The sequence below is a fragment of the Streptomyces sp. NPDC001401 genome (assembly GCF_042895385.1).
Taxonomy (GTDB): domain Bacteria; phylum Actinomycetota; class Actinomycetes; order Streptomycetales; family Streptomycetaceae; genus Streptomyces.
This window is the reverse complement of record NZ_JBIAWI010000003.1, coordinates 523,807-548,632: the sequence shown is the minus strand read 5'-3', so window position 1 is coordinate 548,632 and position 24,826 is coordinate 523,807. Positions and strand designations below refer to the sequence as shown.

The following is a 24,826-nucleotide window of genomic DNA, read 5'->3' as shown; positions in this document are numbered from 1 at the left end:
TGCGCTACCCCGCTCGCCCGAGCACCAGGGAGTCGACGACGGCCGTCAGCGAACTGACCGATTCGAACGTCGCCAGGTCGAATGCGGAATCGGGAAACTCGACGTCGAGGGTCTGCTCCACTGCGGCGATGATCTGCATCAGCTGAAGGGAAGTCACATGCAGATCGGCAAACCGGTCTTCCTGCGTGATCACGTGGTCGGCGGGAAGATTCTTGAGGACCTTGCGGAGAATCCGCACAACTATCTCCAGACTTTCAGTCTGTGACTCGGCCATGACCAGCCTTCTCCTTGAGGGTGGGTCTACGCATACGCAAACCCGCGGCGTTTCAGATGCACGGGCCGACGAGCATCATCGTCATCTCAGGTCGGCTCGGACAACCCTGAGGCCGGCATATCGAGTTGGTGCTTTTTCGGCGGTGGGACATCGAGCCTGCTCGCTGAACGGGGGCGTACCGGACAAGTTCATCTCCGGCAGGAGCAAGCCACTCGGGGCTCGTCAAGCCGCAGGCTGACGGACCAGTGGTGGAGCTCCTTGCCGTTGCTGAAGAACCGGCGGCTCTCGCCCTACCACCATGGCCGTCGCGAGCATATGAGCGGCATCGCCCAAGCCTTCGCCGGACTGCTCTTACACCCATGGACCCGCCGCCCTCTCCCTCGGTTTTCGAGGGCGAACCGCTCAGTGCCGCACATCTCGACGTGCCATGGCCAAGCACAAGGTCGTCAACCAGCGGCAGGGGGAGTCCGACGGCGTTCAAGTGCATGTTTTCGCCGCTTGAACGGTGCTCGCAGCACAGGCGACGGACGTGAACGCCCATGCGGGTCGGTGTTGTTGACGCGTGGAGTGGCCTTCGGCACGCTGGCCACTGCTCGATGATGTCCACTCACATGCCGCGCCCGACGTCCTCCGGCGCGCGCTTCCGTGCACCGGTCGGCAGCACCGGAGCCCGGTGGACCGTCTCGGATCGGGCCCGACCTCGCAGCGAGGGCGACCCGTCATTAGCGCAGAGCCCCGATGCGCCCTGGCGGTGCGACCGCTCCGCGGCGGTGCCTCGAACTGGAAGGCAAGAGCTCTTGAACTCAACAAAAGACATCCATGTCTCCACCGTGGTGATGGCGCATCCGGTGCGGAAGGAACAGGCGTTGCAGCTCCAGCGGCGCCATCCCGAACTGGCGGTGGAGACCGTCTTCGACCCCGACCCCGGAGGGAAGCCCGCCACGCTCCGCACGGCCGTTGCCGCGTGGAGCCGGATACGCCCGGGCGCGACACATCAGCTTGTGCTGCAGGAGGACGTGCAGCTGTGCCGGGACTTTCCCGCGGTCTTGCAGCAGGCGCTGTCGGTCGCGCCCGAGGGCGCCATCGCCCTGTTCGCGAACTGGAACATGTCCAGCGCGCAGGCGGTTCGTCTGGCGGCGCTGTGCGGGGCGTCGTGGACGCCCAATATCGAGGAGTGGGCTCCCACCCAGGCGCTACTGCTTCCGGCCGATGTGGCGCGGGATTTTGCCGGCTTCGCGGAGCGGTACTCAGCGGACAAGCCAGACAACCGCGCGATGGCCGAGTACCTCGAATTGCGCGGCATCCCTACCTATATCGCCATCCCGAATCTGGTCCAGCACCGACCCGTGCCGTCCCTTCTCCTCAACGACCTGCTGTACGGCATCCGCGATTCCGTGGTGTTCCCCGAGACGGCCGACGTAGGCGTTGAGCCATTCACCGACCGGGTGGTCTCGCCGCCCGCGGTGGCGCATATGGGCCTGTGCGACTTCGAGATCATGTGCCACTACGACCCGGTCATCGCCGAGCCCCGGATGCCGACGATGGGGCACGAGGTCCTGGTCCGCTTTGGGATGTCGACCACCGAGTTGGCCGAGAGCTTCATGAGCGACCTTGACTACCACCCTGAGGCCAGGGCGACCGGCTGGGCGGAGACGCTGCTCTTCCAACTCTGGATCACCAGCTTCATCCAGGGCGTGATCGCAAGGGGATTGCCAGGACTCGGCAGCATCAAGGACCTCGACACGGCGTTCGAGAACCATCGGTGGGCGCGGACGGCGCTGGACACGTTCGCGGCCGGCGCTCTGCGGAAGATGTTCACTCACAGCGATTTGCGACGCAACTCTGACCCGTTGACGCCGCTGTGCCGGACGGGCCTACGCGCCGGATTCATGGCCGTCGACTCCTGGCCGGGGCTGACCGCGCTGTGGCGACCCGACCTGCACGGGATTCGGCCCCAGTGGAACTCGGGGGAGAAGCAGCCGGCCGAGGCGGCGGCCGCGCTGTAGCAGCTCGGCCGACTGCTTGCGAAGCCGTCGATGTGGGGGAGCCAGCTGGCCTCTCGAAGGCTCGACAGCCGCTTCACCAGAGCCGAGCACCTGCAGAGCGCAGTGATGTCCGTCGTCCAGAGGTGCAGCGAGCTCATGATGGTCGCAATATCGAAAGCCTCTGCACTCAGTTCGGTGTCGAGCCCTCCGACGCCTATCTTCCGATCAGTGGCGGATTCGGACTGAACTGCCCGACGAATACGTACCTGCTCGACCGGTTCGACTTCAAGGGTCTCACGCCGCCGTGTGCGAACGACGCGGGCCAGGCGTTGGGAATCGGTCTCTTGGGCCTGCACAATCTCGGTTTGCTGGACAGGTCCGGCTTCAGGCTGAACTCGGCATACTACGGTTGCGAGTTGAATGACGTCGATAAGAGCATCGACTACTATGCGGAATGGATATCCGAGGTCAGCGACTTCTCGCCGGAACAGCTCATCGAGGACATCATCGAGATGCCGATCGCATGGGTCGCCGGCGCGGCTGAGCTCGGCCCCCGGGCCCTGGGGCACCGCAGCCTTCTCGGAGATCCGCGCTCTCCTGAGACGAAGGCCGTACTCAATCGTGTCAAAGGCCGTCAGTGGCGGCGGCCGGTCACGCCGCTCGTGCTGGAGGACCGTGCGGCGCACTGGTGTGTTCAGAACTGCCCGTCGCCGTTCATGCTCGAGGCCGTGCAGGTGAGGCCGGAGCGCCGCAGTCGGGTCCCGGTGATCCTCCACCTGGACGGCTCGGCTCGGCACCAGACGCTGGAGCGAGCGGTGAATCCGTTGCTCTACGACGCCCTTGCCGCATTCGACCGCCAGGTGGGGGTGCCCATCTTCTGTAACACTTCACTCAATAAACCTTTCCGGACTACGAATTCGACTTTCTCTCGACAGACCCACCGCATCAGCCCGCCGACGTGGGGACAACTTGGCATGTGGCTGATGCACCAACAGCTGCACTCGAGAAGCGAAACGCTGAACCTGCAGCTGCGGGCCAGCTTTCCGGAAAGTGTGACGCCCGACAGCATCGTCCGAGCCGTGACCGTTCTCGTCCGCCGCCACGAAGCCCTCCGCACGACCTTTGACGAGACGATCGAGGGCCGACTCCGGGCACTGACCCAGGGCGAGGGAGAATTCGCCGTCAGAATCTACAGGCTGACGGATTCACCGCTCCCGACCGACGACCTGGTGGAAAGGGTGATGGGGGCCGAACGGAAGCATCTCTTCGATCTCGGCAAGGATGTTCCGGTCCGGCTGGCGGTGATCGAGCTTCCCTCCGGAGCGTGCCGCGTGTCCCTTGTGGTCTCGCACATGGCAGCCGACGGCTACTCGTTGGGAGTCCTCAAGCGCGAGCTCGAGGAACTCGTGGCCGGGGGACCCGGTACGGATGCCGGTCCGCGGGATCCGGGCGACGACGCGGTTCGGCTGCAATCCTTCGAAATCGCTGCGGCCGAAACGTCGGCCAGAGGCGAGACGGAGAACAGGGTCTCCCTAAAGTACTGGCACGAGACTCTCCGCCACGCGCCACGCACCAGGTTTCCATGGGGCCGTGGCACGAACGGCAGCAAGCCGGAGGTCCGGGTGGTCCTGAACTCGCGAGCCGTGGTCCTCGCGGCCGGCGAGCTTGCCGCCCGGTACGGAGCCAGAATGTCCGGCGTCGGGCTGGCGGCGATATCGGCCGTGCTGTCCGCGGTTTCGGGCGATACGCAGGTCATGTACCAGGTGGCGTGCAGCAATCGAGCGTCGGAGGCGATCCGGGCGTCCGTCGGGTGCATAGCCCAGGGCGGTCTGTTCTTCGTGGAGACCGAGACCCCGCGGTTCTCGGACCTCCTGGCTCGAGCCGGCCGGGCGGCGCTGATGGCTTACTCTTCCGCCCGTTACGACTCGGTCCTGCGCAACGCGGTCGCCGCTGAGGCCGGTCTGCGGTGTGGAGTCCGGTTCGACCTGCACACCATCGTCAGCGACGAACTCTCCGCGGCTCGCCCGCCGGCCGGTTTCCCGCAACGGCCCGGTCCCGCGTCCATGAACGTGGCTCTCGGCGAGACGCTGATCGAGTACCGCAGCTCGGAATCGGTCGCCTCCGAGCGGTTTCTCCTGCACCTGGGCAACCGGGACAGCATCGCGCGCCTGACCGTCCGGGCCGATCCGGAGACGTTCACCGAGCAGCTCGTGAGCACGGTCCTGCACGGCATCGAATCCGTGCTGGTCGGTGCGTGTCGTGCGGACCGGTCCCCTGCCGACCTCGCCTTGGACGCGGGAGTTCGCACTCCGCAGGAGCGGGGGGCGGACTGGGTGCACACGGACATGGGGTGGGTGGACCTTTCCTCCGTCGCCGAGATGGTGGAGCTGCACCGGGCTAGCGAAGGTGACGTCCGTTCAGTACGGCGAGGAGCGCGGAGTCGTGGCGTACCTCGATGCCAGGCGCAGCCACGTCAGCGAGGAGGCGCTGCGTGAGGAAGTCATGAGCCTGCTCTCCGAGCACCCCTCCGAGGGGCCCCGGCGATACGTATTCGAACCGCTGAACTGAATGACGGAGTGGACAACAATGCAGCCGGTACTCAGCGTGATAGTTCCCTTCTACTGCGTCGAGCGTTACTTCGAGGCATGTCTCGAATCGATCGCAGCGCAGACCCTGCGTGACCTGCAGGTGATCATGGTCGACGACGGGTCCACGGACGGAAGCGTGCGCACAGCCGAGAAGTTCGCCGAGCAGGATCCACGCTTTCAGCTGCTCCGGCAGTCGAACCGCGGCCTGGGCGCCGCGCGGAACGCGGGACTGCCAAAGGCCGGCGGGCGCTACATCGCCTTCGTCGACAGTGACGACATCGTCGCACCCGACGCCTACGAACTTCTCGTCGGATCGCTCGAGGCGTCCGGATCGGACATCGCCTGCGGCGGGGTCCAGAGGTTCAACCGGGACGGTTACTATCCGTCCTCTCTTCACGAGGGAATCTTCGACGAGGCCAGATCGCGCACCCACATCACGCGGCAGACCGATCTCATCGGGGACAGAACCGTCTGGAACAAGGTCTACCGGCGCTCGTTCTGGGACGACCATGGCCTGATCTTTCCCGAGCACCAGCTCGAAGACGCGTGTGTCACCGTGCCGGCGCATGTCCTGGCCACAGCGGTCGACGTCGTGACCGGGCCGGTCTATTTCTGGCGTCAGCGTGACGACGGCCCTCCCTCCATCACCCAGCGGCTCTTCGACCTTGACATCGTCGAAGGGCGCGTACAACAGCTGACCAAGGTGTCCGGATTTCTTGCCGAGCACAGCGCACACCTGAAGCGGATCTATGACCTCGTCGCCCTGGAACACGACCTGTTCATTCTGGTGATGGCGTTGCCGCACATCGCGGATGCGTCCTACCGAATCGGACTGCTCCGCTTCATGAAGAACTTCCTGGCCGGCGTCGATCCGGAGGTTTTCGACCAGCTCGGTGAAACCCATACAACGTGCTACCAGATCGTCCGGAACGGTGCCATGGGTGAGGTGGTCGGCTTCGCCGAGGAGCAGCCCAGGACTGTCTTCCTGTAATGCGACACATAATTCCTGCGGTCCTGGAGGGTGAGATGCCGGAAAAGAAGGTAATAGTTGTTCTCGGCGGTGGTGGATTCATCGGCTCGCACCTCTGCCGACGGTTTCTGGACGAGGGCTGCCGAGTGGTATGCGTGGACAACTTCGTCACCGGTAACCGAGAGAATCTCGCACCGCTGGCAGACAGGCGGGGCTTTGAACTCGTCGAGGCGGACATAGCGGACGGGCTCGATGTCGCCGGGCCCGTCGACGCTGTTCTGCACTTCGCTTCGCTGGCATCTCCCGTCAGTTACCTGACCTTTCCGGTGGAGACGCTGAAGTCGGGCTCCATCGGAACCTTCCATGCCCTGAACCTTGCGCAGGAGAAACACGCCCGCTTCCTGATGGCTTCCACTTCGGAGGTCTACGGCGACCCGTTGGTGAACCCGCAGCCGGAATCATACTGGGGGAACGTCAACCCGATCGGCCCCAGAGCCTGTTACGACGAATCGAAGAGGTTCTCGGAGGCTGCGGCCTCCGTTTACGGAGAAGCATTGGGAGTGAACGTCGGCATCCTTCGGATCTTCAACACCTTCGGTCCGCTGATGCGCATCGACGATGGTCGAGTGATCCCCAACCTGATAAGTCAGGCGCTTTCCGGGGCCCCGCTCACCGTGGCAGGCAACGGTAGTCAGACGCGGTCCTTCTGCTACATTGACGACCTGGTGGAAGGAATCGTGCGCGCGACGCGTTCTTCCGTGCGAGGTCCCATCAATCTGGGAAACCCGAACGAGATGTCGATCCTGCAAGCTGCACAGCACATCCTGAATCTGACCGGATCGGATTCGGAAATCAACTTCGTCCCGCTCCCGACGGACGACCCGCACATCCGGCGCCCGGACATCTCGTTGGCGTACAAAGAACTCGACTGGACTCCAGAAATCGAGTTCATCGACGGCCTCTCCCGCATGATCGCCTGGGTACGCGCGGTCACGGCGGGCCGTGGGCTGCACGAGGCGTCCGCAGGTGTGTAGGCGCAGCCCGTGGGAGAGCGTCCCGACCACTGTGAAGGCAGGGTGTGACCGTGAGAGTCCTGGTCAGCGGCGGTGCCGGCTACGTGGGTTCCTTCGCCGTCCGTAGTCTGTCGTCCGCCGGACACGAGGTCCTGGTCATCGACGATCTGAGCACGGGGCGTCGGGAGGCGGTGGGTCGTGTTCCGATGGTGGTCGCCGACATACGCGACGAGGCGGCGATGGACAGAGCCTTCTCCGGCTTCCGCCCCCACGCCGTCATGCACTTCGCCGGGCTGAAGTCGTCCGAGGAGTCGATGACCGAAATCGGCAGGTACCTGGACGTCAACGTGCGCGGGCTGACCACGATTCTGGAATGCTCGCGGCGCCATGGCGTCGGTCGCTTCATATTGTCCTCGTCTTGTTCGGTTTACGGCACGCCCGACAGCGCGCCCGTGACGGAGGAGTCCGCGGTGGCTCCTCAGAGCCCTTACGGCGAGTCAAAGGCCATCGGGGAGCGCCTGGTCCAGTGGTACGGCCGGCTGACGGACATGCGCTTCGCCAACCTGCGCTATTTCAATGCCGCGGGTGCCGCCGTCGACGGGTCGCACGGTGCCTTCGTGGCACCGAGCGTACGTGAGATCTTTCCCATGGTGATCCGTGCGAGTCTGGGACTGGTCGACGGGATCCGGATCATGGGGAACGACTTTCCGACTCCGGACGGCACGGCTGTCCGCGACTACATCCACGTCGAGGACCTGGCCGACGCGCATCTGCGCGTGCTGGAAGGGCTGGACACGGCCGACACGTCGGGAAGTTACAACATCGGATGCGGGACCGGTGTCAGTGTGCGGGAAGTCGTACACGCCGTGCGGAGCGTTTCCGGTCGCCGTCCGCCGGTTGCCGTCGGGCCAAAGAGACCGGGCGATCCCGCCGGCCTGTGGGCCGACACGACGCGAATGAGGAAAGTCTTCGGCTGGGAGGCCAGACACAACCTGCTGAAAATCGCCGAGACCGCATGGCGATGGCATCAGGAGAATCCCACGACGCTCGGATTTCCCGCTGGGTGAGAATCGTCGAGCGGGAGGACCTTTAGCAGTCCAGGCGCACGTTCGGCGAGCAGGTCGATGACCTGGCTGGTGTAGGCGTGGGCGGTGGACTCGCTGATCCCGAACCCGGAAGCGATCTTCGCCAGGGTGATGTGCTCGCGCAGGTACAGCCAGTGCCACCATCGCGCGCTGGGACGGACGGAGCTTGCAGCGCCGGTCATGCTCACGGGTGACGACAAGCATGGTCACCCACTCCACGAGCGCATGCGGCAGGTCCAGTGGCGGCAGGATAGATGACCAACGAGGCCCCCGAGCAGCGTTGTTGAGACGTCAGACATCTCGATCAACAGCTCGGGGGCCTCGCTCGTTGCGCTTCGCGGCCTGTCACCTGATCAGGGACCAGTTCGAAGAAGCTCAATGACAAGGGCGAGCCGATCGTCAACAGCGCACACGAGGCGTTGAACTTCTGTATTCGAAAGGGCATTCGTGTCGCTTACCTCGACGGGCGCCGTGTGGAGCTGAGGGCGTCGGCACTGGACGTCATCCCACCGGATGGGCCCGCTGTTCGGTCCTCCGTCCTGTTCTCGGATGACGCGCAGGCCCGCGAGCAGGCATGGCGCGAATGGCGTGACCGCGACTTTTCGGACGAGGGCCTACCCCTCCGGGTGCGCTAACCTTGGCTCGAAAAGGAAGCGCAATTCTCACTCCACGGGATGACGATGGTGAAGGGCCCCTTGCTGGCCTGGATGTCTGGGTATTGACAGTCGATGTCGGCGTCCGATGAGTCATTCGCCCCGATTCCGGTGCTCGGCTGCAGGGTTCTGGCCTGCACGATAAAACTGCTATTCTTAGCAGGTCACTGGAAATGGCCTTGTGTCTGACAATTGCATCGCAGCAAGGGGTAAACTCGTCATGGTCGACGGATGGCAGTGGGATGGGTCACTATTCAAGGGAGCGTCCGCATATTACGAGCGCGGACGGCTTCCATATGCTCCCGGATTCGTCGAGAAACTGAAAGTGGTCCTGGGCCTTGACGGGCACGGCAGGCTCCTCGACATCGGTTGCGGTCCGGGCATCGTCGGGCTCGCCCTGGCGCCGCTCTTCTCCGAGGTGGTCGGTCTCGACCCGGACCAGGACATGCTGGTCGAAGCCGAGCGGCAGGCCATCCGTCGCGGGGTGGCGAACACGCGCTGGGTAGCCGCGCGTGCCGAAGACCTGCCTGCTGGTCTGGGCACGTTCCGAGTCGCGATGTTCGCCCAGTCGTTCCATTGGATGGCCCGAGACCAGGTCGCGTCGACCGTGCTGGACATGTTGGAGCCCGGAGGCGCGTTCGTCATCATGAGCGAGGCCAAGGATGAGTCCGGTGAGTCGCTGCCGAGGCAGCTTCCCCAGTCATCCCCGTACCCGGTTCCCCCCTACCCGGAGATCGGCGAGCTCATTCGACGGTATCTCGGCTCGGTGCGCCGCGCGGGCCAGGGAGTGATCGCCAACGGCACTCCGGGCCGCGAGTCCGTCGTCCTCGCGCGAGCAGGGTTCGAGCGCTTCGAACGGCATACCGTTCCGGCCGGCCAGGTGATCGAGCGCTCCGCTGACGACATCGTGGCCTGGGTGTATTCCCTGTCTTCCTCCGCGCCGCACTTGTTCGGGGATGAACTGCCGAACTTCGATCGGGATCTGCGGGCGCTGTTGGAGAAGACGTCATCCGACAATCTCTTCGCCGAGTGCCTGCCGGCAACGGGCATGATGATCTGGCGCAAACCGCAGGTCGAGGAGTGATTCCAGCGACGATCGCCCCGTGGGTCCGAGCACTTCCTCGGGTGTGACCGCTGCCGCTGGTGCTTCTCTGAGCCGTTTCCCAGTACAGGATCCGCGCTTCCGTGAGCGCTGGCGGCCGATCGAGCACTGGGCCCGAGCCACACGGTCGTGATCGTGGGCGGCGGTGGGTTGCCGGGGCTATCGGCCTTTGGTGCTGGGCGGGTCCACGACGGGAAAGTGCTCGACGTCGTCCTGGCGTGGCTCTATGGGCTTGAGGCCGTAGGCGCGCGCGAAGGGGTAAAGGTACTCCCCGGCCGGGGTGTTAGGAGGGTCGGGCCACTCCATTTCTCCGGGATCGTCCACGGGACCGAACAGGGCGATGGACCGTGCCGTGGGCTTGGCGTCGTGCCGCGGGTAGTACAGGACTCCCTCGAAGCCCGCCTGTTCCCATAGCCGCGCCCACGCCTGCGGGGTCACGTACAGGGTAAGGACGGGCAGCTCTCTTCCCAAGGCGCCGATGACCGGGCATCTGCGACGGGTCAGATCGGCGACTCGGTAGGAGCGCGTGGTCGTGATGCGGGAGACGGACAAGTCCTCCAGTGCGGTGCTGACGATGTTCGGACCCCGCAGAATGGCATAGCCGAGGTACTCCGCCAATGCGGTCAGGGGGTCGGTAGCGGTGTAGCACGTGCCTCGCGCCGGCTCGGTGGTGTCGAAGCGTGATCCGTTCCTTCGGCTGTGGTTGAGGCAGGAGAAGTGCCAGCAGCGCCACCGTGATTCGTGCACACGGTAGATCCGGCGGCCTGCTGCCACGGTCCTTACGGGGAACTGCCGTAGGCCTGCGTCGGGCGGGGGCGCGGGGAGAAAAAGCTGTCTCGGGGGAAGTTCGTGTGCCGCCTGGCTCACCGCGACCACCTCGCCGCGTACGTGCGGGCGTCTTCGAGTACCGGTTCGAGCGAGTGATTGCCGCGCAGCCACTCGACGGGCGTGGCGCCGCCCAGTTGCGGGTTGGGCGCCGTGGCCCACTGCACGACCAGCCACGGACTCCCCTGAAGGTCGCGGAAGACGGCCAATGCCTTGGCCACACGGCTGTGCAGATGCCGCCCGGTGAACTGCCAGACCGGAAAGAGGAACCCTCCGCCGTCCGTCCTCACCATCAGCAGTTCGCGTACCTCACCCTGCTTTTCTGCTTCGGCGGGTGAGACTCCCAGCAGCTCCGCAGCTCCAACAAGGTTGTAGAACGGGCCCCACCCGTCATGAACCGGCTTGCGAGGGCGCAGCTGTCGTACATTCCCGGGCGAGCCCGCTTTCGCCTCTCCCCCTTGGGGCGACGCCCGTCTGCCAGCGCTGACGCTCTGACCTGAGCCGGCTCTCTTCTGCTGGGACTTCCGCGTCTCGGCGGCGGCGGGCTTCGCGGGCAGGCGATATTGCTTCGCCGCCTTGCCCTTCGTCGGTTTCTCAGCGATCTTGACGGTCTTCCGGGTCTTGCCCAAACCCGGCTTCGGGGCCTTGTCAGAGGTCATCGGCTCGCCTCGTCCTCATCACCCCCGAGTTCCAGTCTCCGGCAGCGGGGCCGATCGTGCAGACCTGCGGTCCTCTCTCGGCCTCGGCCCGCCTGCTACCCCCTCCGCTAAGCACGCGGACTGCGCCGTCGTCCGACGAGCCGCCGACTGCGCGGCCTGATCAACTACTCCGGCGTCGGGACTTCGCCGTGTCCTTCTTCACGGCTCCGGACGGCGAGGTTCTGTGGCCTTCACGGGCGGCTTCCACGCTGGCCTCGAGCATGGCCATCAGATCCACGACGCGCCCGGGCAGTAGCTGGGTGGCCGGAGCATGGGGTGGTTCAATGCCCTCCAGCTTGGCCGTGACGACCCGTTCCAGCGCCTGCCGGTACTCGTCGTGCTGCTCCTCCCACCGGAGGTCCTTGGTGAGCTGGTCCATGAGCGTGCGCGCCATCCGCAGCTCCTGAGGGCGCGGGGCGGGCGCGTCGGGCGCGAGGCCGGTCGTCGGGCGCACTTCGTCGGGCCAAAGCAGTCCCTGAAGACACAGCACATCGTCACGGACTCGAAGCACTGCCAGTGACTCCCGGGTGCGCAGCACCAGCCGTGCGATTCCGACCAGGCCGCTCTCGGCAGGCGCCTCGCGAAGCAGCACATAGGGTCGAGACCCGAGACCCGAGACCCGAAGCGCCGAGGTAGTAGGCGCGGTCCGGAGGAACAGGGTCAACCGTCTCGCCCGGGACGAAGCCCAGTATCTCGATCGCTCGAGCCGTAGGCAGCGGCAGATCGGACAGGTCCTCGTCGGTCAGGACTACCACGCATCCGTCGGGGGCCTCGAAACCTCGGACGACCTCGACATACGGCACCTCTACGCCCTCGGCTTCGCAGTATCGGCGCTGTCGTATTCTCGACCCGTCCTTCGCATGGACCTGTTTGAGACCGGTGGAGCGCTGTTCCGTGGCGGCATGAACCGTGACCGGGATGCTCACGAGACCGAACGTGATCGACATCCGCACGATCGTGGAGACGGCCATACCTCCATAGGACGTCCGACCAGCGCACTTCGACCGCCGTGCGCGACGTCTACAGGCCGAGGACGGCGCGGAGGGCGTTGTCGACGAGTTCTTGCTGGTCGGGGCCGATGTTGCCGTGCAGCGTGTCGGTTTCGAAGCGGATTGCGCCGAGCTGGAGGAGGTTGACGGCGACGAGGGAGGCGTCGACCGGCGTGGTTAGATGCACGCTCATCGCCGTGTCGGGGTGCTGTGCCGGAGCGCGGAGCACGACGGTGACGACCCGGCGTCCTTCTCGTCGTCCTTCACCCGCCGGTAGCTGAACGCCTTCACCCCCAGCGGATGGGCCAGGTGCACCTCGGCCCCGGCCTCGGCCAGCGCGTCGGCGGCCCAGTACCAGCCGAGCGTGGCCTCCAGCACCACCTTCGGCTGCGGCCCTGCCTTGGCAGTCACCCGCGAGCACCAGCGCCTCTACCCCACCCCTGACCAGGACCAATACGAGCTCATGGCCTGATCACAGACCTCCCTCGTGCCATGCCGAACCGGAAGACCATGCCGGGCCAGTCAATATCAGGTACTCCGCCATCGAGCGCCTCGCTGATCGTCCGCTCTTCATAGCTGAAGCGGGATTCCATGATCGCCGCCAGGCCGTCAAGCTCACGCCCGATCGTCTCCAGAACCGAGCCACGCGATTCGGCAGCTCTCTCGGCGAGTTCACGCACCCGGGACAGGATCGACGAGATCATTCCATGATCCTCAACAAGATTCGCGACCGTCGCTGCGAGATCCGGGCGTTCGCGCAGCAAGTGGGAGAACATCCCGTTGTCCTCGCCTTGATGGTGCGACGTCAAGGCGGCACAAAAGGCCAGGCAATGGGTGACAAGCGCATCGTCGCTCAACCGGCGGTGTCCGAGACTTGTCCTGATCTCGTTGATCTGGCGACGCAGTTCTTGATGTGCTTGTGAGAGCTGCAGGCTCAAGGCGACTACACGGTCGCCGTCGCGGGAAGCCACGGATGGCGGTCCCTCGGTGCCGCACCTCCATGCCTGACGCAGTCCGCCACCGGCACGCGATGCTGCCGCAATCTGATCACGCAACGCGGCGAAACGGCAAGCACAGTGCCCGCCCGCGCCTAAAACCAGCTCCGTGCTCCGACGTTCTGCCAGCTCAGCGCTTCACTCCAGAGGAACCGCACCCATCTGCGTTAGTTGCCTCACGGCCTTTAGTGCCTGCTGTTGCAAATTGACTCCCACGAAGGTTTCGAATCTCCTTAAAATCGTCTGCGTGAGGGGTCCCATAGCGCCGTTTTTCACCATTTGGCCATTTATGGAACGTACATGGATCAGACCCATGAGCGTCCCAGTCAGGAATATCTCATCGGACGACAGCAACATCTCGGCTGTGACTTGGCGCTCACAGACATCGATTGAGGCTTCGCGCGCTAATGCGATGATCGTTTCCCGAATGACTCCCGGAACGACCATGGCTGATGGTGGTGTCTCTAGGCGATTCTCGGTGACACGAAAGACGTTGTATCCGTCTCCTTCGGTAACGAATCCATCCGGATCGAGGAGTATTGGCTTCAGGTCCTTGTCGATTCGCATGACTTCGGCGCGAGCCAATTTTAGATCTAGGCGTCCGCGAGTACGGATGGTGGTCGGGATGAGACTCGCCGGAATTGAGCGTTGATTAGGTATCCAGGTATTAACCCCCCGGGCATAGGCCTCAAACATGCTGGCTAGCTCTCCACGAAAGGGTGCGCAACCTACGAGGAAGGTGGGTGGGGAGCTGCTATTGAAGCCTCGAAACCGTGGGTCAATGCCATTGCTGGCGGCAATTACGATGTGCCATTCGGTAGTTGACGATTCTGTCCGCTGATTCCATTCGAGGAGATGTTCTATAATGTCGAGGATTTCCTCGTCCGATTGCTCGATGCGGATTCCAAGCTGAGTAGCTCCGACGCGCAGGCGACGCAGGTGTTGCTGGGGTGCAAATGGTTTGACCGCAAATGTACGTATCCGGTCAATGGCAACCTCCGTAGCGATATACCCGGCGTCGAACATTGAGATCAACGCGGCCGATTCCGGTACGAAGTCGCCGTTATAGGCCTGTCGAATAGACTTGGTCAAAGCTTCAGCCCTCCGAATGCATACATGAGAGTCAAAACCCATTTTTGGCACCCATAAGTTATCCTTACGTAGAGTCGCGGTCCAGCGTTCACGCTTCCCTCGTCGATGTCGACTCCAGAGCGGCCGGCGCATGGCTGAGCTGACCGCGGCCGACCCTGACCGAGCTGTCCGACGCGTTCGCGGGCAGTGCCGCCCGCCGCGGCAGTGCGTGGGACAACGACCGCGGTTTCCTGCACGCGGCCTGGGCGGTGCGCTGTTCTCCTCGGCATCGTTGAGGTCGCTCCACCCAACTGGCGTCGCCGCGACCACACTGAAGCTTCCCCTTGCATGGTGTGGTGTCGGCGTACTTGTGCCATCGGTGGTGGCAAAGGCGGGCGGGATGTTGGTGGTGGCGGCGCCAGGTGGACCACCACAGCACGTGGTCGCGGTCTCGTCGGGGTGGCGGAAGGATCAAGGCCCGTAGCAGGCGGAGGAGTTCGAGGCTGCTGAGGGGGACGAGGTCGGCCTCGGCGGGTTCGTCGCGGGTGGTCTGGGCGGCACGTTCGAGAGCGGCTGTGACGGCCAGATAAGCGTAGGCGACCAGGGCGATCACGCTCCAGCGGTGCCAGGAGTTCCAGCAGGTGACCTGGCCTTTGTCGAGGCGGTCTCGCGGTGGACTCTGGCGGCCTCAGTGATACTGGCAACCAATGAGGCGAACAGGCCCTCCTCATCCCGCGCATTGCTCAAGGCGAAGAAGTGCATCCCTATGATGTGTGCGCCGGGCAGCGGTGCGAAGAGCTCTGGGTCGGCTGTCACCGCCGCTGAATCCGTGCCGAACTGCGAAGCGGTTCCTGTCATCCGTAGGCCGCTCGTTCCATGGGATTCATGTGCGTTGAGTCGGAGCAGACATTCCGCAGTGCGTCCGAGCATCGCTGCGCCGGCGGCCACTCGTCGGTAGTCATGCACGGACTCGACGGAGAAGCGGGTCACGCCTGCCCGGAGGGCATCCTCGACTTCCGCTCGGGTCTTGACAGGGCCGGTGTACATCAACGCGGCACCTGTGAAACCGGCTTCGAGTACCGCTGTCAGTTCACCCTGAGAGCTGATCTCGGCATGGCAACCGCCAACCGCAGTGATTTGGCTACCAGAGGGTGCGGATTTGCCTTCAAGGAGTAGTACAGCGTCGACGGCTCCGGAAGGGCCTGACGCAACCCCTTCGCTGCGGCGTCAACCTCGCTGAGTTCGTACAAGTGCAGAGGACTGCCGTAGGCGTCGACGAGGTCGGTGCGGTTCGAGGTGTTCACGAGCGCTCGTTCTCCCACTCGTCCAGCACCGTTCTCGCTACTTTGCCGTTCGCGGTGAGGGGAAGAGCCTTGATGACTCGGCAGATGGTGGGCACCTTGCCCTGTTCGAGGAGTTTCCCGAGCCCGGTCAGCGCTGCCTCGGGTGTGATCTCTCCGACGAGGTACAGCACCGCGTCACGGCGAGCGGACGGCGGCAGCACTGCCGCTTCGCGTACACCGGTGAGTGATCGTGCCGCTGATTCGATTTCCACCACTGAGGTCCGGATGCCTCGGCGCTTGAAGATGTGGTCACGGCGTCCGCTGAAGTACAGATAGCCATCTGCGTCAAGGTGACCGAAGTCGCCCGTGTACAACACTCGTTCACCGCTCACCGGATCAACCCTGAAGGCATGCCGGGACAGTTCGGGGGAACGCCAGTAGCCGGCCATCAGATGGGGGCCTCGTACTGTGATCTCCCCGGTATGCCCGGGAGGCAGTGCTCGTCCGTCCTCGTCCACGATGCTTACCGACGTGCCTCCGATGGCGCGTCCCACTGAGTCTGGATGGACCAGATCACCGTCGGGCTCCATGATCGTTATGCGTTTGCACTCCGTGGTGCCGAACATCAACTGCACTGCGGCACCGGGAAACTGATTACGTAGCTGTTCGACGGTGTCCTGTGAGAGGTGCTCGCCCGTGTTCGTGAACAGCCGGACTCTGGTAGGAGCGGGATCTCTCCTTCTGAGGGCGAGCAACATGGCGCCGAGCGACGGCACGATGGGTACGACGGTCGCGCCCGCCATCCGTACCGCGGCGAGGAGACGCATATCGCCAGAGGCATCCGCGAGCACCGCTTCGCAGCCCACCCGAGCGCTGAGGAACAGCTGGTAGAGGCCGTAGTCGAAGGAGAGAGGCAGCCGACAAAAGACCACGTCGTCCTTGCTGTAACCTACGCGGTCGGCAACCGCGGAGACGGCGAAGGTCACTGCGGCGTGCGGGCAGGCCACCGCCTTGGGCTGAGCCGTACTGCCCGACGTGTAGAGGAGCAGGGCCAGGTCATCGGGAGAACGTTCCGGTGCGAAGAAGCCGTGTGGGCGAGGATCCGCCAACTCGGCGGCTGACCGCGCCTCAGCCAGAGAGCTGGCGGGCACAGTCTCCGACACCCAGCTCAGTTGCTCCGCGTCGTCACTGATAAACAGAGTGGGCTCGGCGTCAGCGAGAATGTGTGACAGCTGGTAGCGCCGTACGGTCGTGCCCACCGGAACGAATATTGCCCCGATCTCCAGGCACCCGTACAGAAGAGCGAGGAAGGCTCGTTGAGGTGTTGCCCTGACGACAACGCGGTCACCGACAGTGACCCCTTTCGCGAGCAGCCACACCGCCGTCGCGCGGGAGGCGCTTGAGAGTTCTGCGTATGTCCAGCGCCCCCACCCGTCGCGTACAGCAGGGGCATCTGGATCAGCAGCCACAGCACGGACGAGAAGCTGATCAACGAGATTCAGGCCGCCGTACGGCTCGTTCCTCGCATCTTCCGGCACAAAGTTGGATTGACGAATCCTCACCATGACATCCAATTCTTTGGCACGTTGGGGAAGAGGACAGAAGTTGCCGGACTGGATCTACTATGATTTTGTACAACCGCCCGCTGAAGCTGATCCGAGTGGTCATCCCCATAGAGTAGCCGAGCTATTGAACCGGCGCGGGCCAAGCAGTGTTCAGTTCGCCGGAAGCGATGTGTGTGCTGAGCGCGTGGCTATCGGTCGGGTCAAGACGCAGTTATGCAATGGATAAATCTCCCGTGCCGTTGAAGGAGGCGTTCGACGTATCAACTCCACGGCGTAGCCCCTCCGAAGTCCTGGCGTAACTCCCCGGGCAACGCTGAAGGAGCTCGCTGAAGTAGATGCTTTCTGTCGGAGATAGGGGAACTGTGACAGCATCCGCCCACACGCCTGGCGCCCCGTTGCGTCTGGTTCAGATTTCGGACACTCATCTCTCGCGGTGGGACGGTCCGTTGCGCCGAAACTTCACTAAATTGGCAAACTACGTCAACGAAGTCCTCCGACCGGACCTCATCGTGCATACCGGTGATGTCATCCTGTCCAATCCGGACGCGGATGCCGACTACCGGGCGGCGGTCGAACTTCTCGGTCAGCTCTCGGCACCTGTCCGCTACCTTCCCGGCAACCATGACGTCGGAGAGGCCTATGACGACACTTGGTGGGGCACGACCAGCGAGCGTTTGGCACGCTTCCGGAAGTACTTCGGCGAGACACCGTGGCTCGAATGGTTCGGCGGCGTTGGCTTGATCGGCCTTGACAGTCAGCTGCTCGGGAACGGACTGCCCGAGGAGCACGAGCAATGGCGTCGCCTTGAGGACCTGGCCGAGACGGTTGGAACCAAGAGCGTCATGTTCTTCCAGCACACCTCGTTCTGGACCGGGGCCATGGGGAGCGATGGACGCCCGGGCTGCCTCGCGGAAAGGGACCGTGAACGTCTTCTCGACATCTTCGGCCAGGCGCGACTGCTGGGCACTGGTAACGGTGACGTCCATCGGTACCGAAAGGTCTGGCACGACACGGCCTTCGAGCTGTGGGGGCCTTCGACAGCGTTTCTCGTGCACCGGGAGGAGGCGGCGAAGCTTCCAGCGGGTCTGGAACAACTTGGTGTCGTCCTGTACGAGTTCGAGCACGAGAACGTGGCCGCGACCTTCCAGACCACTCCCGGTCTTGAGGAGGTAGAGGTGGGAGCATTCCCGGAATCCCGTCGGGTGCGTGAGGAGATAAGGGCGGCCATTCGAGACTTCGAAGCGGCCGTGTGAGAGCGCTGGGCCCAGTGGCAGGAAGGCCACTGGGCCCAGCGCTCGGTGCCGGCGGGTGTCAGCCGACCTCGGTCGGGGCAGGCCGGTGCACGGCCGGGAAGTCAGTGTGCTCGAGGACCTCGAACGGGCGGATGCCGCGCTCAGCGATCGTCTCCGACGGAATCCCCATGTACACCGCGTCCGAGGGGAAGTACGTCGGACGGTAGACCCATCGCGACTCCTTCCCCACATTCGCGTCAGTGCCGTGCACCACCCAGCTGCAGTGCGCCATGACGTCTCCGGGCTTGAAGCTCATCGGCTCGGACATCGAGCAGGACTTAAGCCGGGGCGCCCTGCGATGCGCCTCCTCCAGCGATACGCACTCTCCGCCTCGCCACAGCGGACCGAGCTTCTGCGACCCGGACATATAGCGAACACCGCCTTGCTCCGGGCCGACGTGGTTAAGGGGGATCCAGAAGTAGATCCACGAACGGTCCGTGGGATTCTTGTCCTGATGCCATCCCAGCGCCTGCCCCAGGTCCTGCCTGCGACTCAACGGCACCTTGACCAGCAGAATGTCGTCGAAGAAGCTGTGCGCGGAATCTCGGCCCAACAAGAGCGCCGCGTTGCGTCCTATCTGCGCAGAGTGGGAAATCTGCCTGAAGAGCGGATCGATGTCCGAGGGACGCCGGAACGACTGGGAGGCTGGCGTAGTCTCGAAATCGAATCCAATTCGGGGCTCGTTCTGGTCCCCCTCAGGACCCATCAGCGCCTGCGCCCTGTCCAGAAGCGCACGCACCAAATCGGGGTCTATCAGTTGGGGCAGGTGCACCCAACCGTTCTCCCAGAAGCTTTCGATCTCCGTCGTTGTCACGGTCCGGATACCGGGGACGTCGTGGATCTGTTCCTGGTCAACGGCCATCAGTGTTCCTCCGCTATGCGAAACCGACAGCGACCCGCCATCAGAATTCACGGTGCGGCCCCTGGAGAGCCTTGTACTCCGGATACGCTCCGTGCAGCCGCCGGAGGCCGAGGCGGACCTCCTCGATGCTCCAGAAGTCCTGCTTGTCTATGGACTCCTTGACGTCCCACGGGCTGTAGCGACCGATCATGCCGCCCATCACCCGGAAGACCTGACCGGTGATCCACGAGGCGTCCTCGGTCGCAAGATACGCCGACAGGATTGCCGAGTGCTCGGGCGAGCTGCTGTCGAAGGTGTCACCTTCCTGGGAGACGCGCGCCCCAACGTGGTCCGCCATGCGGCCGCGGACGTTCGCCGCCGTGACGGCGTTCACCGTGACGTTGAACGGGTACATCTCGTGGGCCAGCTCGAGGGTCATTGCGGCGATCGCCCCCTTGGCCGCCGCGTGGGTCACGCCCAGGTCGGGACGGCCGACCAGACCGGTGGCGGCAGTGAAGGTGATCAGCGAGCACGACTGCCCGTTTCGCTGCTCACAGTTGGCGCGCCACCGGCGGGAGGCCTCGGCGGCGACCAGATACGTGTGGGTGGCGTGTGAGTCAACGACCGACCGCCAGTCGTCGAGCGTGGACTCCCAGATCGGCATGACACGCAGGGTGCCGGCCGCCGCAACCACCGTGTCCACGTTCCCATGCTGATCGAACAGATCCGTGAACATCGACGCCACTTGGTCGGGGTCGGTGACATCGCAGTAATAGCCCGAGACGTCGCCGTGCGCATCGGCGAGTTGCTTCGCCACCGCCATAACGTGCTCGGAGTCCTGGTCGCCTCCCGTCACGCCCGCACCGTTGTCGGCGATGATCACGGTTGCACCCATCGATGCCGCCCGGGCCGCGATCGACGAACCGATGTCGCCGGCGCCTCCCGTCACCAGAATGACTCGATCCGCCAGGCTGAGCGGAACAGACAGAGCCGATGCCTTCATATGCTGCGTCCTTTCTCCAACTACCCTCAGTAGTTAGCGTGCCATTGTGGTCGGTTGGAAAAGAAGTGCAGAAGTGCGTTCAGTGAATTAGCGGAAATCGGCCGCCGCCCTGACATCCTCCTGGGCGCATCAAAACCCGTCAACCGGTCAGTCCCTTTGTGGGTACAGGCGACGCCAGGGAAGCCAGTTCAACTGGTCATGTTCCCCGGTTGAACGACGAGGTGGATTCCCATGCACGGCATGCGGCAATACCGTCTCTCTCGACGAGAGGATGGCATATGAACAACAACGTGTCGGTGGTGCGTGGCACGACGCCGAAATTCGATGTCGACGAGCTCCGCCGAGGCTATACCGATGAGGGTTTCTGCGTGATCCCCGAACTCTTTCCCTCGGAGCTCGTCGCCGAGGCCGCAGCGGCGGCCGAGGCGGTGGCCGAAGGTCGTACCGACACCGGGATGCAGCCTCGCATCCGGGAGCGGGAGGCGGGCAACGGATCGCAGCGGCTCATCAAGATCGCGGAGCCGCACAACGCGAGTAGGGCGCTGCGCGCACTGATCACCTCCCCCGAGCCGTGGCGGGCGATCGCAGCTGTCACGGGCGCCCGCATGCTGCAGGTATGGGCCGTGGACCTGTTCATCAAGCGACCGGTGTCCACGGGGCACGCCAACATCGGGTGGCACCAGGATGGCCCGTACGCCACCTATTGGAAAGGCGACATCTTCACCGTGTGGATCGCGTTGTCCGAGGTCTCGACGGACAGCTCTCCGCTTCGGTATGTCCCCGGTTCGCACCGCCTCGGCCCAGTCGGGAAGGCAGACCTCTTCCACACTGACCTCGATCTGGCGGGTGCCGGATTGGCGCTGCCGACAGGGTTCACCTGGACCGAGGTCGCCGCCGAGGTGCCGGCGGGCGGAATCGCCATGCACCACCGCGACACACTGCACGCAAGTGGCCCCAATCTGTCGTCGCAGTCCCGGATCTCACTCGCCGTCCGGATACGCACGGACCGCTGTGAACTGCTCTCCGAAGCCCGTCAGGTGGCTCATCTCACCGACGGGGAACTCGCACCGGTCGTGTACGACCGGACGAGCGAGACAGACCATGCAAAGGCTTGAAGCCTCCCGGCCGCTGGACCTGACCGGGCGCGTCGTCCTCGTGACCGGGGGTGCCGGCGACATCGGCTCCGCCATCGCCGCGCAGGCCGCTCGCCACGGGGCCACGGTGATCATCGCTGACAACGGCACCAGCGTCACCGGCATCGGTGACGACCCGAACCGGGCTGTCGGCGCGGCGGGTCGGCTCGCCGCCGAGTACGGTTCGGTGGTCGGTTACCACTGCGACCTCACGGACCGCCACCAGGTCGAGGCGATGTTCGAGAGCCTGCTCACCACGCACGGGACCGTCGATGCCGTGGTCGCTGCCGCCGCCACGGTCCGCGTCCGGCCGGTCTGGGAGCTGTCGTCGGCCGACTGGCGGAACGTCTTCGACGCCCACGCCACGCACACGTACCTCGTAGCGAGGGCGGCCTGTCGTCATTGGCGAACCACCGCCGCAGCGCGGTCCGGCTCGTCCCGCTCGTTGGTCACCCTCACCGCGGCGACCGGTCTGGTCGGCCGCCCTGACCTGGGTGTGGCGCACTCCGCCGCCAAGGGTGCCCTCGTCGGCATGACCTTGGAACTGGCGCATGAGATGTATCCCTACGGCGTCAGTGTGAACGCGGTGGCTGAAGCGAACGTCCGCGGCCGGGTAGCCGCTCATGTCGGTGCTCAACTCCCCGTCGCCAAAGACACGTTCGATGCCTGCTCACCCGATCACGTTGGAATGCTGGCGGCCTATCTGGCAAGCGGTGACGCCCCGTTCATCACCGGGCAGGTGTTACGGGTGGTAGGGGGGATGATCGGCCGCTACAGGGGTTGGCGCGAGACGGATTCACTCGTCCCTGACGGAAGCTGGACGATCGACACCGTGCGTCTGGGCGTGCTCAGGCTGTTCGACGTGTATCCGCGGTTCATGGCGCCGCAGGGGCGACAATGCGACCCGTTCGGACCGTCCCTGCCCACACCTGCCTGAGTCTGTTCAACCGCACAGGTTCCCCGGTTGAACTCACGGCCGGTGAGTTGAGCGATCCCGCGAGCCAGCCGAGGGAGTGTGGGCAGAGCTGAGGACCGTGAAGGGCCGCCGGTGCGACGGGTGCGGCGCCAGACCGGCCGGGAAGACGGAGCGCGCTGGGTCACCGAGTTGTGGGCGCGATGCGCCGAACAGCTGGAGTAACGCGAGAGGACGATGACGTGATCGAACGAATTGTCAGGGACGCGTCGGACCAGGATACGACCTGCGCATATTCGGGTGGGGGAGGAGCGGGAACGGGTGGCCTGACGTGGGCTCAACAATTCATGAGCGAAGTGGTGTCGGCCTCGGGAGCCGCAGACGGTGACTTCGACGTCCTCGTCGTTCACGACCTGGTCAGGCCCCTGTCGGTGGACGCGGCGCAGGATCTGGTCCGCCGACTGCTGCTTCGCCATCCGACGCTGCGGACCTCGATGACGGAGACCGCCGACGGGACGCCGGTCCAGCGGATCAGCGCCGAAGGTACGCTGCCGGTCTCCGTACACCGGACCACTGCCCCGTTCTCGGAGGACCCCCGGCGCTTGATGCCGGGGACCACGAGGGAAACGATGGTCCGTGGGCTGTTCATCGTCCAAGGCGACGCGGTGGTGCGCGTCGCCTTGCGGATCAACCACCTCCTCACTGACGCTGATGGTTCCCGGATCGTGTTCCGCGACTTCGCCACGGTGACGGCCGAGGTGCCCTCGGACACGATCGATGAGCCCGTCACGGTGTCGCCACTGGATCTCGGACGATTCGAGGAGTCCGGGGTGGGCCGGCAGGTTCAGCGCCAGTCGCTCGATCATGCCGCCTCCGTCTACGAGCTCTCGCCACCGACGATGTGGCCCGGTCGCCGGACTCCGGAGGCAAGTAGATTCTGGCTGGGAGAGCTGAGGTCGACCGAGTTGATCCTGGCACTGGAACAGCTGAAGGACAGGGCGGGCGTCACCCGGGCCGGCATTCTTGCCGGAGCACTGGGCCTGGTGACCGCGTGCCGGGCGGAGACCGAGTCCGCTTTACTGTTCCTCATCTCCGGCAATAGGTTCGACCTCTCGTGGACCTCCTACCCCGGTCTGATGACACAGGAGGCGATCCTGCATCTTCCGATCGGCGACACCGTCGCGGACACGATGAAGGCCGCCACGACCGCAGCGCTGCGCTCCTTGCGCAGGGCCCGCTACGCACCGGCTGAGATGGACAAGGTCAGGAGCTCCGCCGAGCTGAGTCGCGGCGCCAGCTTCGACAAGCTGGGGAGTGCTGTCGTCCTGAATCTTCTGTCCGTCGACGCCCCCGTCGCGGAAGTCCGTCGCGTCCCCACGACGTTCACGTGGAAAACGACGACGAACAAGGAAAATCTCGGACTCTACATAGATGCGTATCAGACCGATGACGACTTCGTTCTGGGCGTACGAGTCGATACCGCCCTCATGGCGCCGGACGAGGCAGAAGGGCTGCTGCGCACAATGGAGTGGGTGATCGTCTCCGCAGCTCTGCGCGATGCGACGATCGACGAGGTACGCACTCGCATTCGATCCGCGATTGGGCGGTGACCTGATCCGCGGTTGCCGGGACGTTCAACCGCGTAAATTCCCCGGTTGAACGGCTGTTTCGACGATGAGTCAGTACAGCAGGCATGCAATGCTGCCGCACTTAACGAGGGGATCTGCCTTATGAGGGTCGGCGGGCGGCGGACGATGACGGTCCTGCCGGAGGCGGAGGCCGCAGAGACCGTCGCGGTACTGGACGCAGGCGGCATCGTCGTCCTGCCCACGCGACGCTGGTACATGCTCTGCGCCGACTCGACCCATGCCGAAGCGTGCCGGCGTCTCTTCGAGGGCAAGGGGCGGCCCTCCACGAAGCCCCTGGCACTCGTCATGGCGTCGGACGCTGCTGTGACTGCGGAGTTCTCCTTCTCCAGCACGGCCCGTCGCCTGGCCGAAGGGCTCTGGCCTGGTGATCTCGCCCTCCTGCTGCCGTGGTTGAAGCCGGAGTCGGCTCAAGAACGGAGCTGGCTCGGTACTCGGACCGCGATGGTCACCCGGGATCCAGGTGTGCTGGGGAAAGTGGCGGCGATGACCAGGAATCCGCCTGCGGTGACCGTCGTCAGCCGCAGCAACGGGCAGGATGCCGAAGAACGGCAGCCGGCGCTGAGCCCGGCTGAGGTCAGACGTTTCGTTGAGCGCACATCCATGCCGGTCGACATGCTCGTGGACGGTGGCGTCTGTCCGCTGGGCCGGGGCCTGACCGTGGTGGATTGCTCGTCCACCCCGCGCCTGGTCCGGGAGGGAGCCGTGCACGCACGTGCCGTCAGCCACGTTCTGGGCGGAGCCGAGTGCGAGGTCGAAGTCAGGCCATCCGCAGCACCTTGACAGCCGACCCTGCAGACGATTTTCTAAACCGGCTGGTTCTCAGGGCGTGAAATGACAGGCGCCTTCGGCAAAATGAGGGGAATATTCGCTCCGGACATTTTCCGGCTGTTGGAGTAGCC

Annotated in this window: 24 protein-coding genes and 3 pseudogenes; 11 read left to right on the top strand and 16 right to left on the bottom strand. The window is 64.5% G+C overall.

Annotated elements, in window-relative coordinates:
* Positions 1-4: 4 nt before the first annotated feature.
* Complete coding sequence (locus tag ACFY10_RS14500) at positions 5-274, bottom strand: acyl carrier protein (RefSeq protein WP_390665415.1); 270 nt, start codon at positions 272-274, stop codon at positions 5-7.
* A gap of 830 nt (positions 275-1,104) precedes the next feature.
* On the opposite strand from ACFY10_RS14500, the gene ACFY10_RS14495 reads away from it, so the two are divergent.
* The 5 genes from ACFY10_RS14495 to galE all read left to right on the top strand — a co-directional run bounded on the left by ACFY10_RS14495 (position 1,105) and on the right by galE (position 7,897).
* Entirely contained in the window at positions 1,105-2,280 is a 1,176-nt protein-coding gene (locus tag ACFY10_RS14495) for a hypothetical protein (RefSeq protein ID WP_390665414.1), read from the top strand.
* Between the two features lie 122 nt (positions 2,281-2,402).
* A complete protein-coding gene (locus tag ACFY10_RS14490; RefSeq protein WP_390665413.1) occupies positions 2,403-4,754 on the top strand; it encodes a carbamoyltransferase C-terminal domain-containing protein in 2,352 nt (783 codons plus the stop codon).
* A gap of 91 nt (positions 4,755-4,845) precedes the next feature.
* Positions 4,846-5,838, top strand: coding sequence for a glycosyltransferase family 2 protein (locus ACFY10_RS14485; protein ID WP_390665412.1), 993 nt, complete (start codon positions 4,846-4,848; stop codon positions 5,836-5,838).
* 35 nt (positions 5,839-5,873) lie between these two features.
* Positions 5,874-6,851 carry an NAD-dependent epimerase/dehydratase family protein gene (locus ACFY10_RS14480; RefSeq protein WP_390665411.1) on the top strand — a complete coding sequence of 326 codons (978 nt, stop codon included), beginning with the start codon at positions 5,874-5,876 and terminating at the stop codon, positions 6,849-6,851.
* Between the two features lie 50 nt (positions 6,852-6,901).
* Positions 6,902-7,897, top strand: coding sequence for a UDP-glucose 4-epimerase GalE (gene galE, locus ACFY10_RS14475; RefSeq protein WP_390665410.1), 996 nt, complete (start codon positions 6,902-6,904; stop codon positions 7,895-7,897).
* A gap of 14 nt (positions 7,898-7,911) precedes the next feature.
* Here the strand turns inward: galE and ACFY10_RS14470 are convergent.
* A pseudogene (locus tag ACFY10_RS14470) lies at positions 7,912-8,177 on the bottom strand (transposase family protein); the annotation flags it as partial.
* A gap of 611 nt (positions 8,178-8,788) precedes the next feature.
* Between ACFY10_RS14470 and ACFY10_RS14465 the strand changes: the two are divergent.
* Positions 8,789-9,652, top strand: coding sequence for a class I SAM-dependent methyltransferase (locus ACFY10_RS14465; protein WP_390665409.1), 864 nt, complete (start codon positions 8,789-8,791; stop codon positions 9,650-9,652).
* A 177-nt stretch (positions 9,653-9,829) separates the two neighbouring features.
* Here the strand turns inward: ACFY10_RS14465 and ACFY10_RS14460 are convergent, their stop codons facing one another.
* The 12 genes and pseudogenes from ACFY10_RS14460 to ACFY10_RS14405 all read right to left on the bottom strand — a co-directional run bounded on the left by ACFY10_RS14460 (position 9,830) and on the right by ACFY10_RS14405 (position 17,096).
* Complete coding sequence (locus tag ACFY10_RS14460) at positions 9,830-10,417, bottom strand: RES family NAD+ phosphorylase (protein WP_390665408.1); 588 nt, start codon at positions 10,415-10,417, stop codon at positions 9,830-9,832.
* A gap of 116 nt (positions 10,418-10,533) precedes the next feature.
* The gene (locus ACFY10_RS14455) at positions 10,534-11,154 is read right to left on the bottom strand and encodes a hypothetical protein (RefSeq protein ID WP_390665407.1); all 621 of its coding nucleotides are present in this window, start codon (positions 11,152-11,154) and stop codon (positions 10,534-10,536) included.
* A 160-nt stretch (positions 11,155-11,314) separates the two neighbouring features.
* Positions 11,315-11,587 (bottom strand): hypothetical protein, encoded by a 273-nt coding sequence (locus ACFY10_RS14450; RefSeq protein WP_390665586.1) that lies wholly within the window; start codon positions 11,585-11,587, stop codon positions 11,315-11,317.
* A gap of 9 nt (positions 11,588-11,596) precedes the next feature.
* Positions 11,597-11,857 (bottom strand): annotated as a pseudogene (locus ACFY10_RS14445) (Ku protein); the annotation flags it as partial.
* Positions 11,826-12,140 (bottom strand): annotated as a pseudogene (locus ACFY10_RS14440) (Ku protein); the annotation flags it as partial. The pseudogenes ACFY10_RS14445 and ACFY10_RS14440, both read right to left, overlap by 32 nt.
* 73 nt (positions 12,141-12,213) lie before the next feature.
* Complete coding sequence (locus ACFY10_RS14435; RefSeq protein ID WP_390665406.1) at positions 12,214-12,375, bottom strand: hypothetical protein; 162 nt, start codon at positions 12,373-12,375, stop codon at positions 12,214-12,216.
* Positions 12,372-12,593, bottom strand: coding sequence for a hypothetical protein (locus ACFY10_RS14430; protein WP_390665405.1), 222 nt, complete (start codon positions 12,591-12,593; stop codon positions 12,372-12,374). The genes ACFY10_RS14435 and ACFY10_RS14430 overlap by 4 nt, the downstream gene beginning before the upstream one ends.
* Positions 12,594-12,643: 50 nt before the next feature.
* A complete protein-coding gene (locus ACFY10_RS14425) occupies positions 12,644-13,153 on the bottom strand; it encodes a hemerythrin domain-containing protein (RefSeq protein WP_390665404.1) in 510 nt (169 codons plus the stop codon).
* 162 nt (positions 13,154-13,315) lie between these two features.
* Positions 13,316-14,269 carry an aminotransferase class IV gene (locus ACFY10_RS14420; RefSeq protein ID WP_390665403.1) on the bottom strand — a complete coding sequence of 318 codons (954 nt, stop codon included), beginning with the start codon at positions 14,267-14,269 and terminating at the stop codon, positions 13,316-13,318.
* Positions 14,270-14,857: 588 nt separating this feature from the next.
* On the bottom strand, positions 14,858-15,337 hold the full coding sequence (locus ACFY10_RS14415) for a hypothetical protein (protein ID WP_390665573.1): 480 nt from the start codon (positions 15,335-15,337) through the stop codon (positions 14,858-14,860).
* Positions 15,334-15,552 carry a hypothetical protein gene (locus tag ACFY10_RS14410; protein WP_390665402.1) on the bottom strand — a complete coding sequence of 73 codons (219 nt, stop codon included), beginning with the start codon at positions 15,550-15,552 and terminating at the stop codon, positions 15,334-15,336. The genes ACFY10_RS14415 and ACFY10_RS14410 overlap by 4 nt, the downstream gene beginning before the upstream one ends.
* Entirely contained in the window at positions 15,549-17,096 is a 1,548-nt protein-coding gene (locus ACFY10_RS14405; protein ID WP_390665401.1) for a class I adenylate-forming enzyme family protein, read from the bottom strand. The genes ACFY10_RS14410 and ACFY10_RS14405 overlap by 4 nt, the downstream gene beginning before the upstream one ends.
* A gap of 335 nt (positions 17,097-17,431) precedes the next feature.
* Between ACFY10_RS14405 and ACFY10_RS14400 the strand changes: the two genes are divergently transcribed.
* Positions 17,432-18,349, top strand: coding sequence for a metallophosphoesterase family protein (locus tag ACFY10_RS14400; RefSeq protein WP_390665400.1), 918 nt, complete (start codon positions 17,432-17,434; stop codon positions 18,347-18,349).
* A 58-nt stretch (positions 18,350-18,407) separates the two neighbouring features.
* Here ACFY10_RS14400 and ACFY10_RS14395 read toward each other — a convergent pair whose 3' ends face one another.
* Positions 18,408-19,250, bottom strand: coding sequence for a phytanoyl-CoA dioxygenase family protein (locus tag ACFY10_RS14395; protein WP_390665399.1), 843 nt, complete (start codon positions 19,248-19,250; stop codon positions 18,408-18,410).
* A 40-nt stretch (positions 19,251-19,290) separates the two neighbouring features.
* Positions 19,291-20,232, bottom strand: coding sequence for an SDR family NAD(P)-dependent oxidoreductase (locus ACFY10_RS14390; protein WP_390665398.1), 942 nt, complete (start codon positions 20,230-20,232; stop codon positions 19,291-19,293).
* Between the two features lie 209 nt (positions 20,233-20,441).
* Between ACFY10_RS14390 and ACFY10_RS14385 the strand changes: the two genes are divergently transcribed.
* From ACFY10_RS14385 to ACFY10_RS14370, 4 genes are all read left to right on the top strand, one after another.
* The gene (locus ACFY10_RS14385; protein WP_390665397.1) at positions 20,442-21,347 is read left to right on the top strand and encodes a phytanoyl-CoA dioxygenase family protein; all 906 of its coding nucleotides are present in this window, start codon (positions 20,442-20,444) and stop codon (positions 21,345-21,347) included.
* Entirely contained in the window at positions 21,334-22,302 is a 969-nt protein-coding gene (locus ACFY10_RS14380; RefSeq protein WP_390665396.1) for an SDR family NAD(P)-dependent oxidoreductase, read from the top strand. Before ACFY10_RS14385 ends, ACFY10_RS14380 begins: the two co-directional genes overlap by 14 nt.
* 218 nt (positions 22,303-22,520) lie before the next feature.
* The gene (locus ACFY10_RS14375) at positions 22,521-23,888 is read left to right on the top strand and encodes a hypothetical protein (protein WP_390665395.1); all 1,368 of its coding nucleotides are present in this window, start codon (positions 22,521-22,523) and stop codon (positions 23,886-23,888) included.
* 120 nt (positions 23,889-24,008) lie between these two features.
* On the top strand, positions 24,009-24,707 hold the full coding sequence (locus ACFY10_RS14370) for an L-threonylcarbamoyladenylate synthase (RefSeq protein ID WP_390665394.1): 699 nt from the start codon (positions 24,009-24,011) through the stop codon (positions 24,705-24,707).
* Positions 24,708-24,826 lie beyond the last annotated feature (119 nt).

Excerpts from the sequence above, each read along its gene's own strand:
- ACFY10_RS14455 (WP_390665407.1), bottom strand. The coding sequence starts at position 11,154 with ATGACCTCTGACAAGGCCCCGAAGCCGGGTTTGGGCAAGACCCGGAAG.
- ACFY10_RS14405 (WP_390665401.1), bottom strand. The coding sequence starts at position 17,096 with ATGGTGAGGATTCGTCAATCCAACTTTGTGCCGGAAGATGCGAGGAAC.
- ACFY10_RS14390 (WP_390665398.1), bottom strand. The coding sequence starts at position 20,232 with ATGAAGGCATCGGCTCTGTCTGTTCCGCTCAGCCTGGCGGATCGAGTC.
- ACFY10_RS14485 (WP_390665412.1), top strand. The coding sequence starts at position 4,846 with ATGCAGCCGGTACTCAGCGTGATAGTTCCCTTCTACTGCGTCGAGCGT.
- ACFY10_RS14370 (WP_390665394.1), top strand. The coding sequence starts at position 24,009 with ATGAGGGTCGGCGGGCGGCGGACGATGACGGTCCTGCCGGAGGCGGAG.
- ACFY10_RS14395 (WP_390665399.1), bottom strand. The coding sequence starts at position 19,250 with ATGGCCGTTGACCAGGAACAGATCCACGACGTCCCCGGTATCCGGACC.
- ACFY10_RS14465 (WP_390665409.1), top strand. The coding sequence starts at position 8,789 with ATGGTCGACGGATGGCAGTGGGATGGGTCACTATTCAAGGGAGCGTCC.
- ACFY10_RS14400 (WP_390665400.1), top strand. The coding sequence starts at position 17,432 with ATGCTTTCTGTCGGAGATAGGGGAACTGTGACAGCATCCGCCCACACG.
- ACFY10_RS14450 (WP_390665586.1), bottom strand. The coding sequence starts at position 11,587 with ATGGCGCGCACGCTCATGGACCAGCTCACCAAGGACCTCCGGTGGGAG.
- ACFY10_RS14480 (WP_390665411.1), top strand. The coding sequence starts at position 5,874 with ATGCCGGAAAAGAAGGTAATAGTTGTTCTCGGCGGTGGTGGATTCATC.
- ACFY10_RS14500 (WP_390665415.1), bottom strand. The coding sequence starts at position 274 with ATGGCCGAGTCACAGACTGAAAGTCTGGAGATAGTTGTGCGGATTCTC.
- ACFY10_RS14435 (WP_390665406.1), bottom strand. The coding sequence starts at position 12,375 with ATGAGCGTGCATCTAACCACGCCGGTCGACGCCTCCCTCGTCGCCGTC.
- ACFY10_RS14380 (WP_390665396.1), top strand. The coding sequence starts at position 21,334 with ATGCAAAGGCTTGAAGCCTCCCGGCCGCTGGACCTGACCGGGCGCGTC.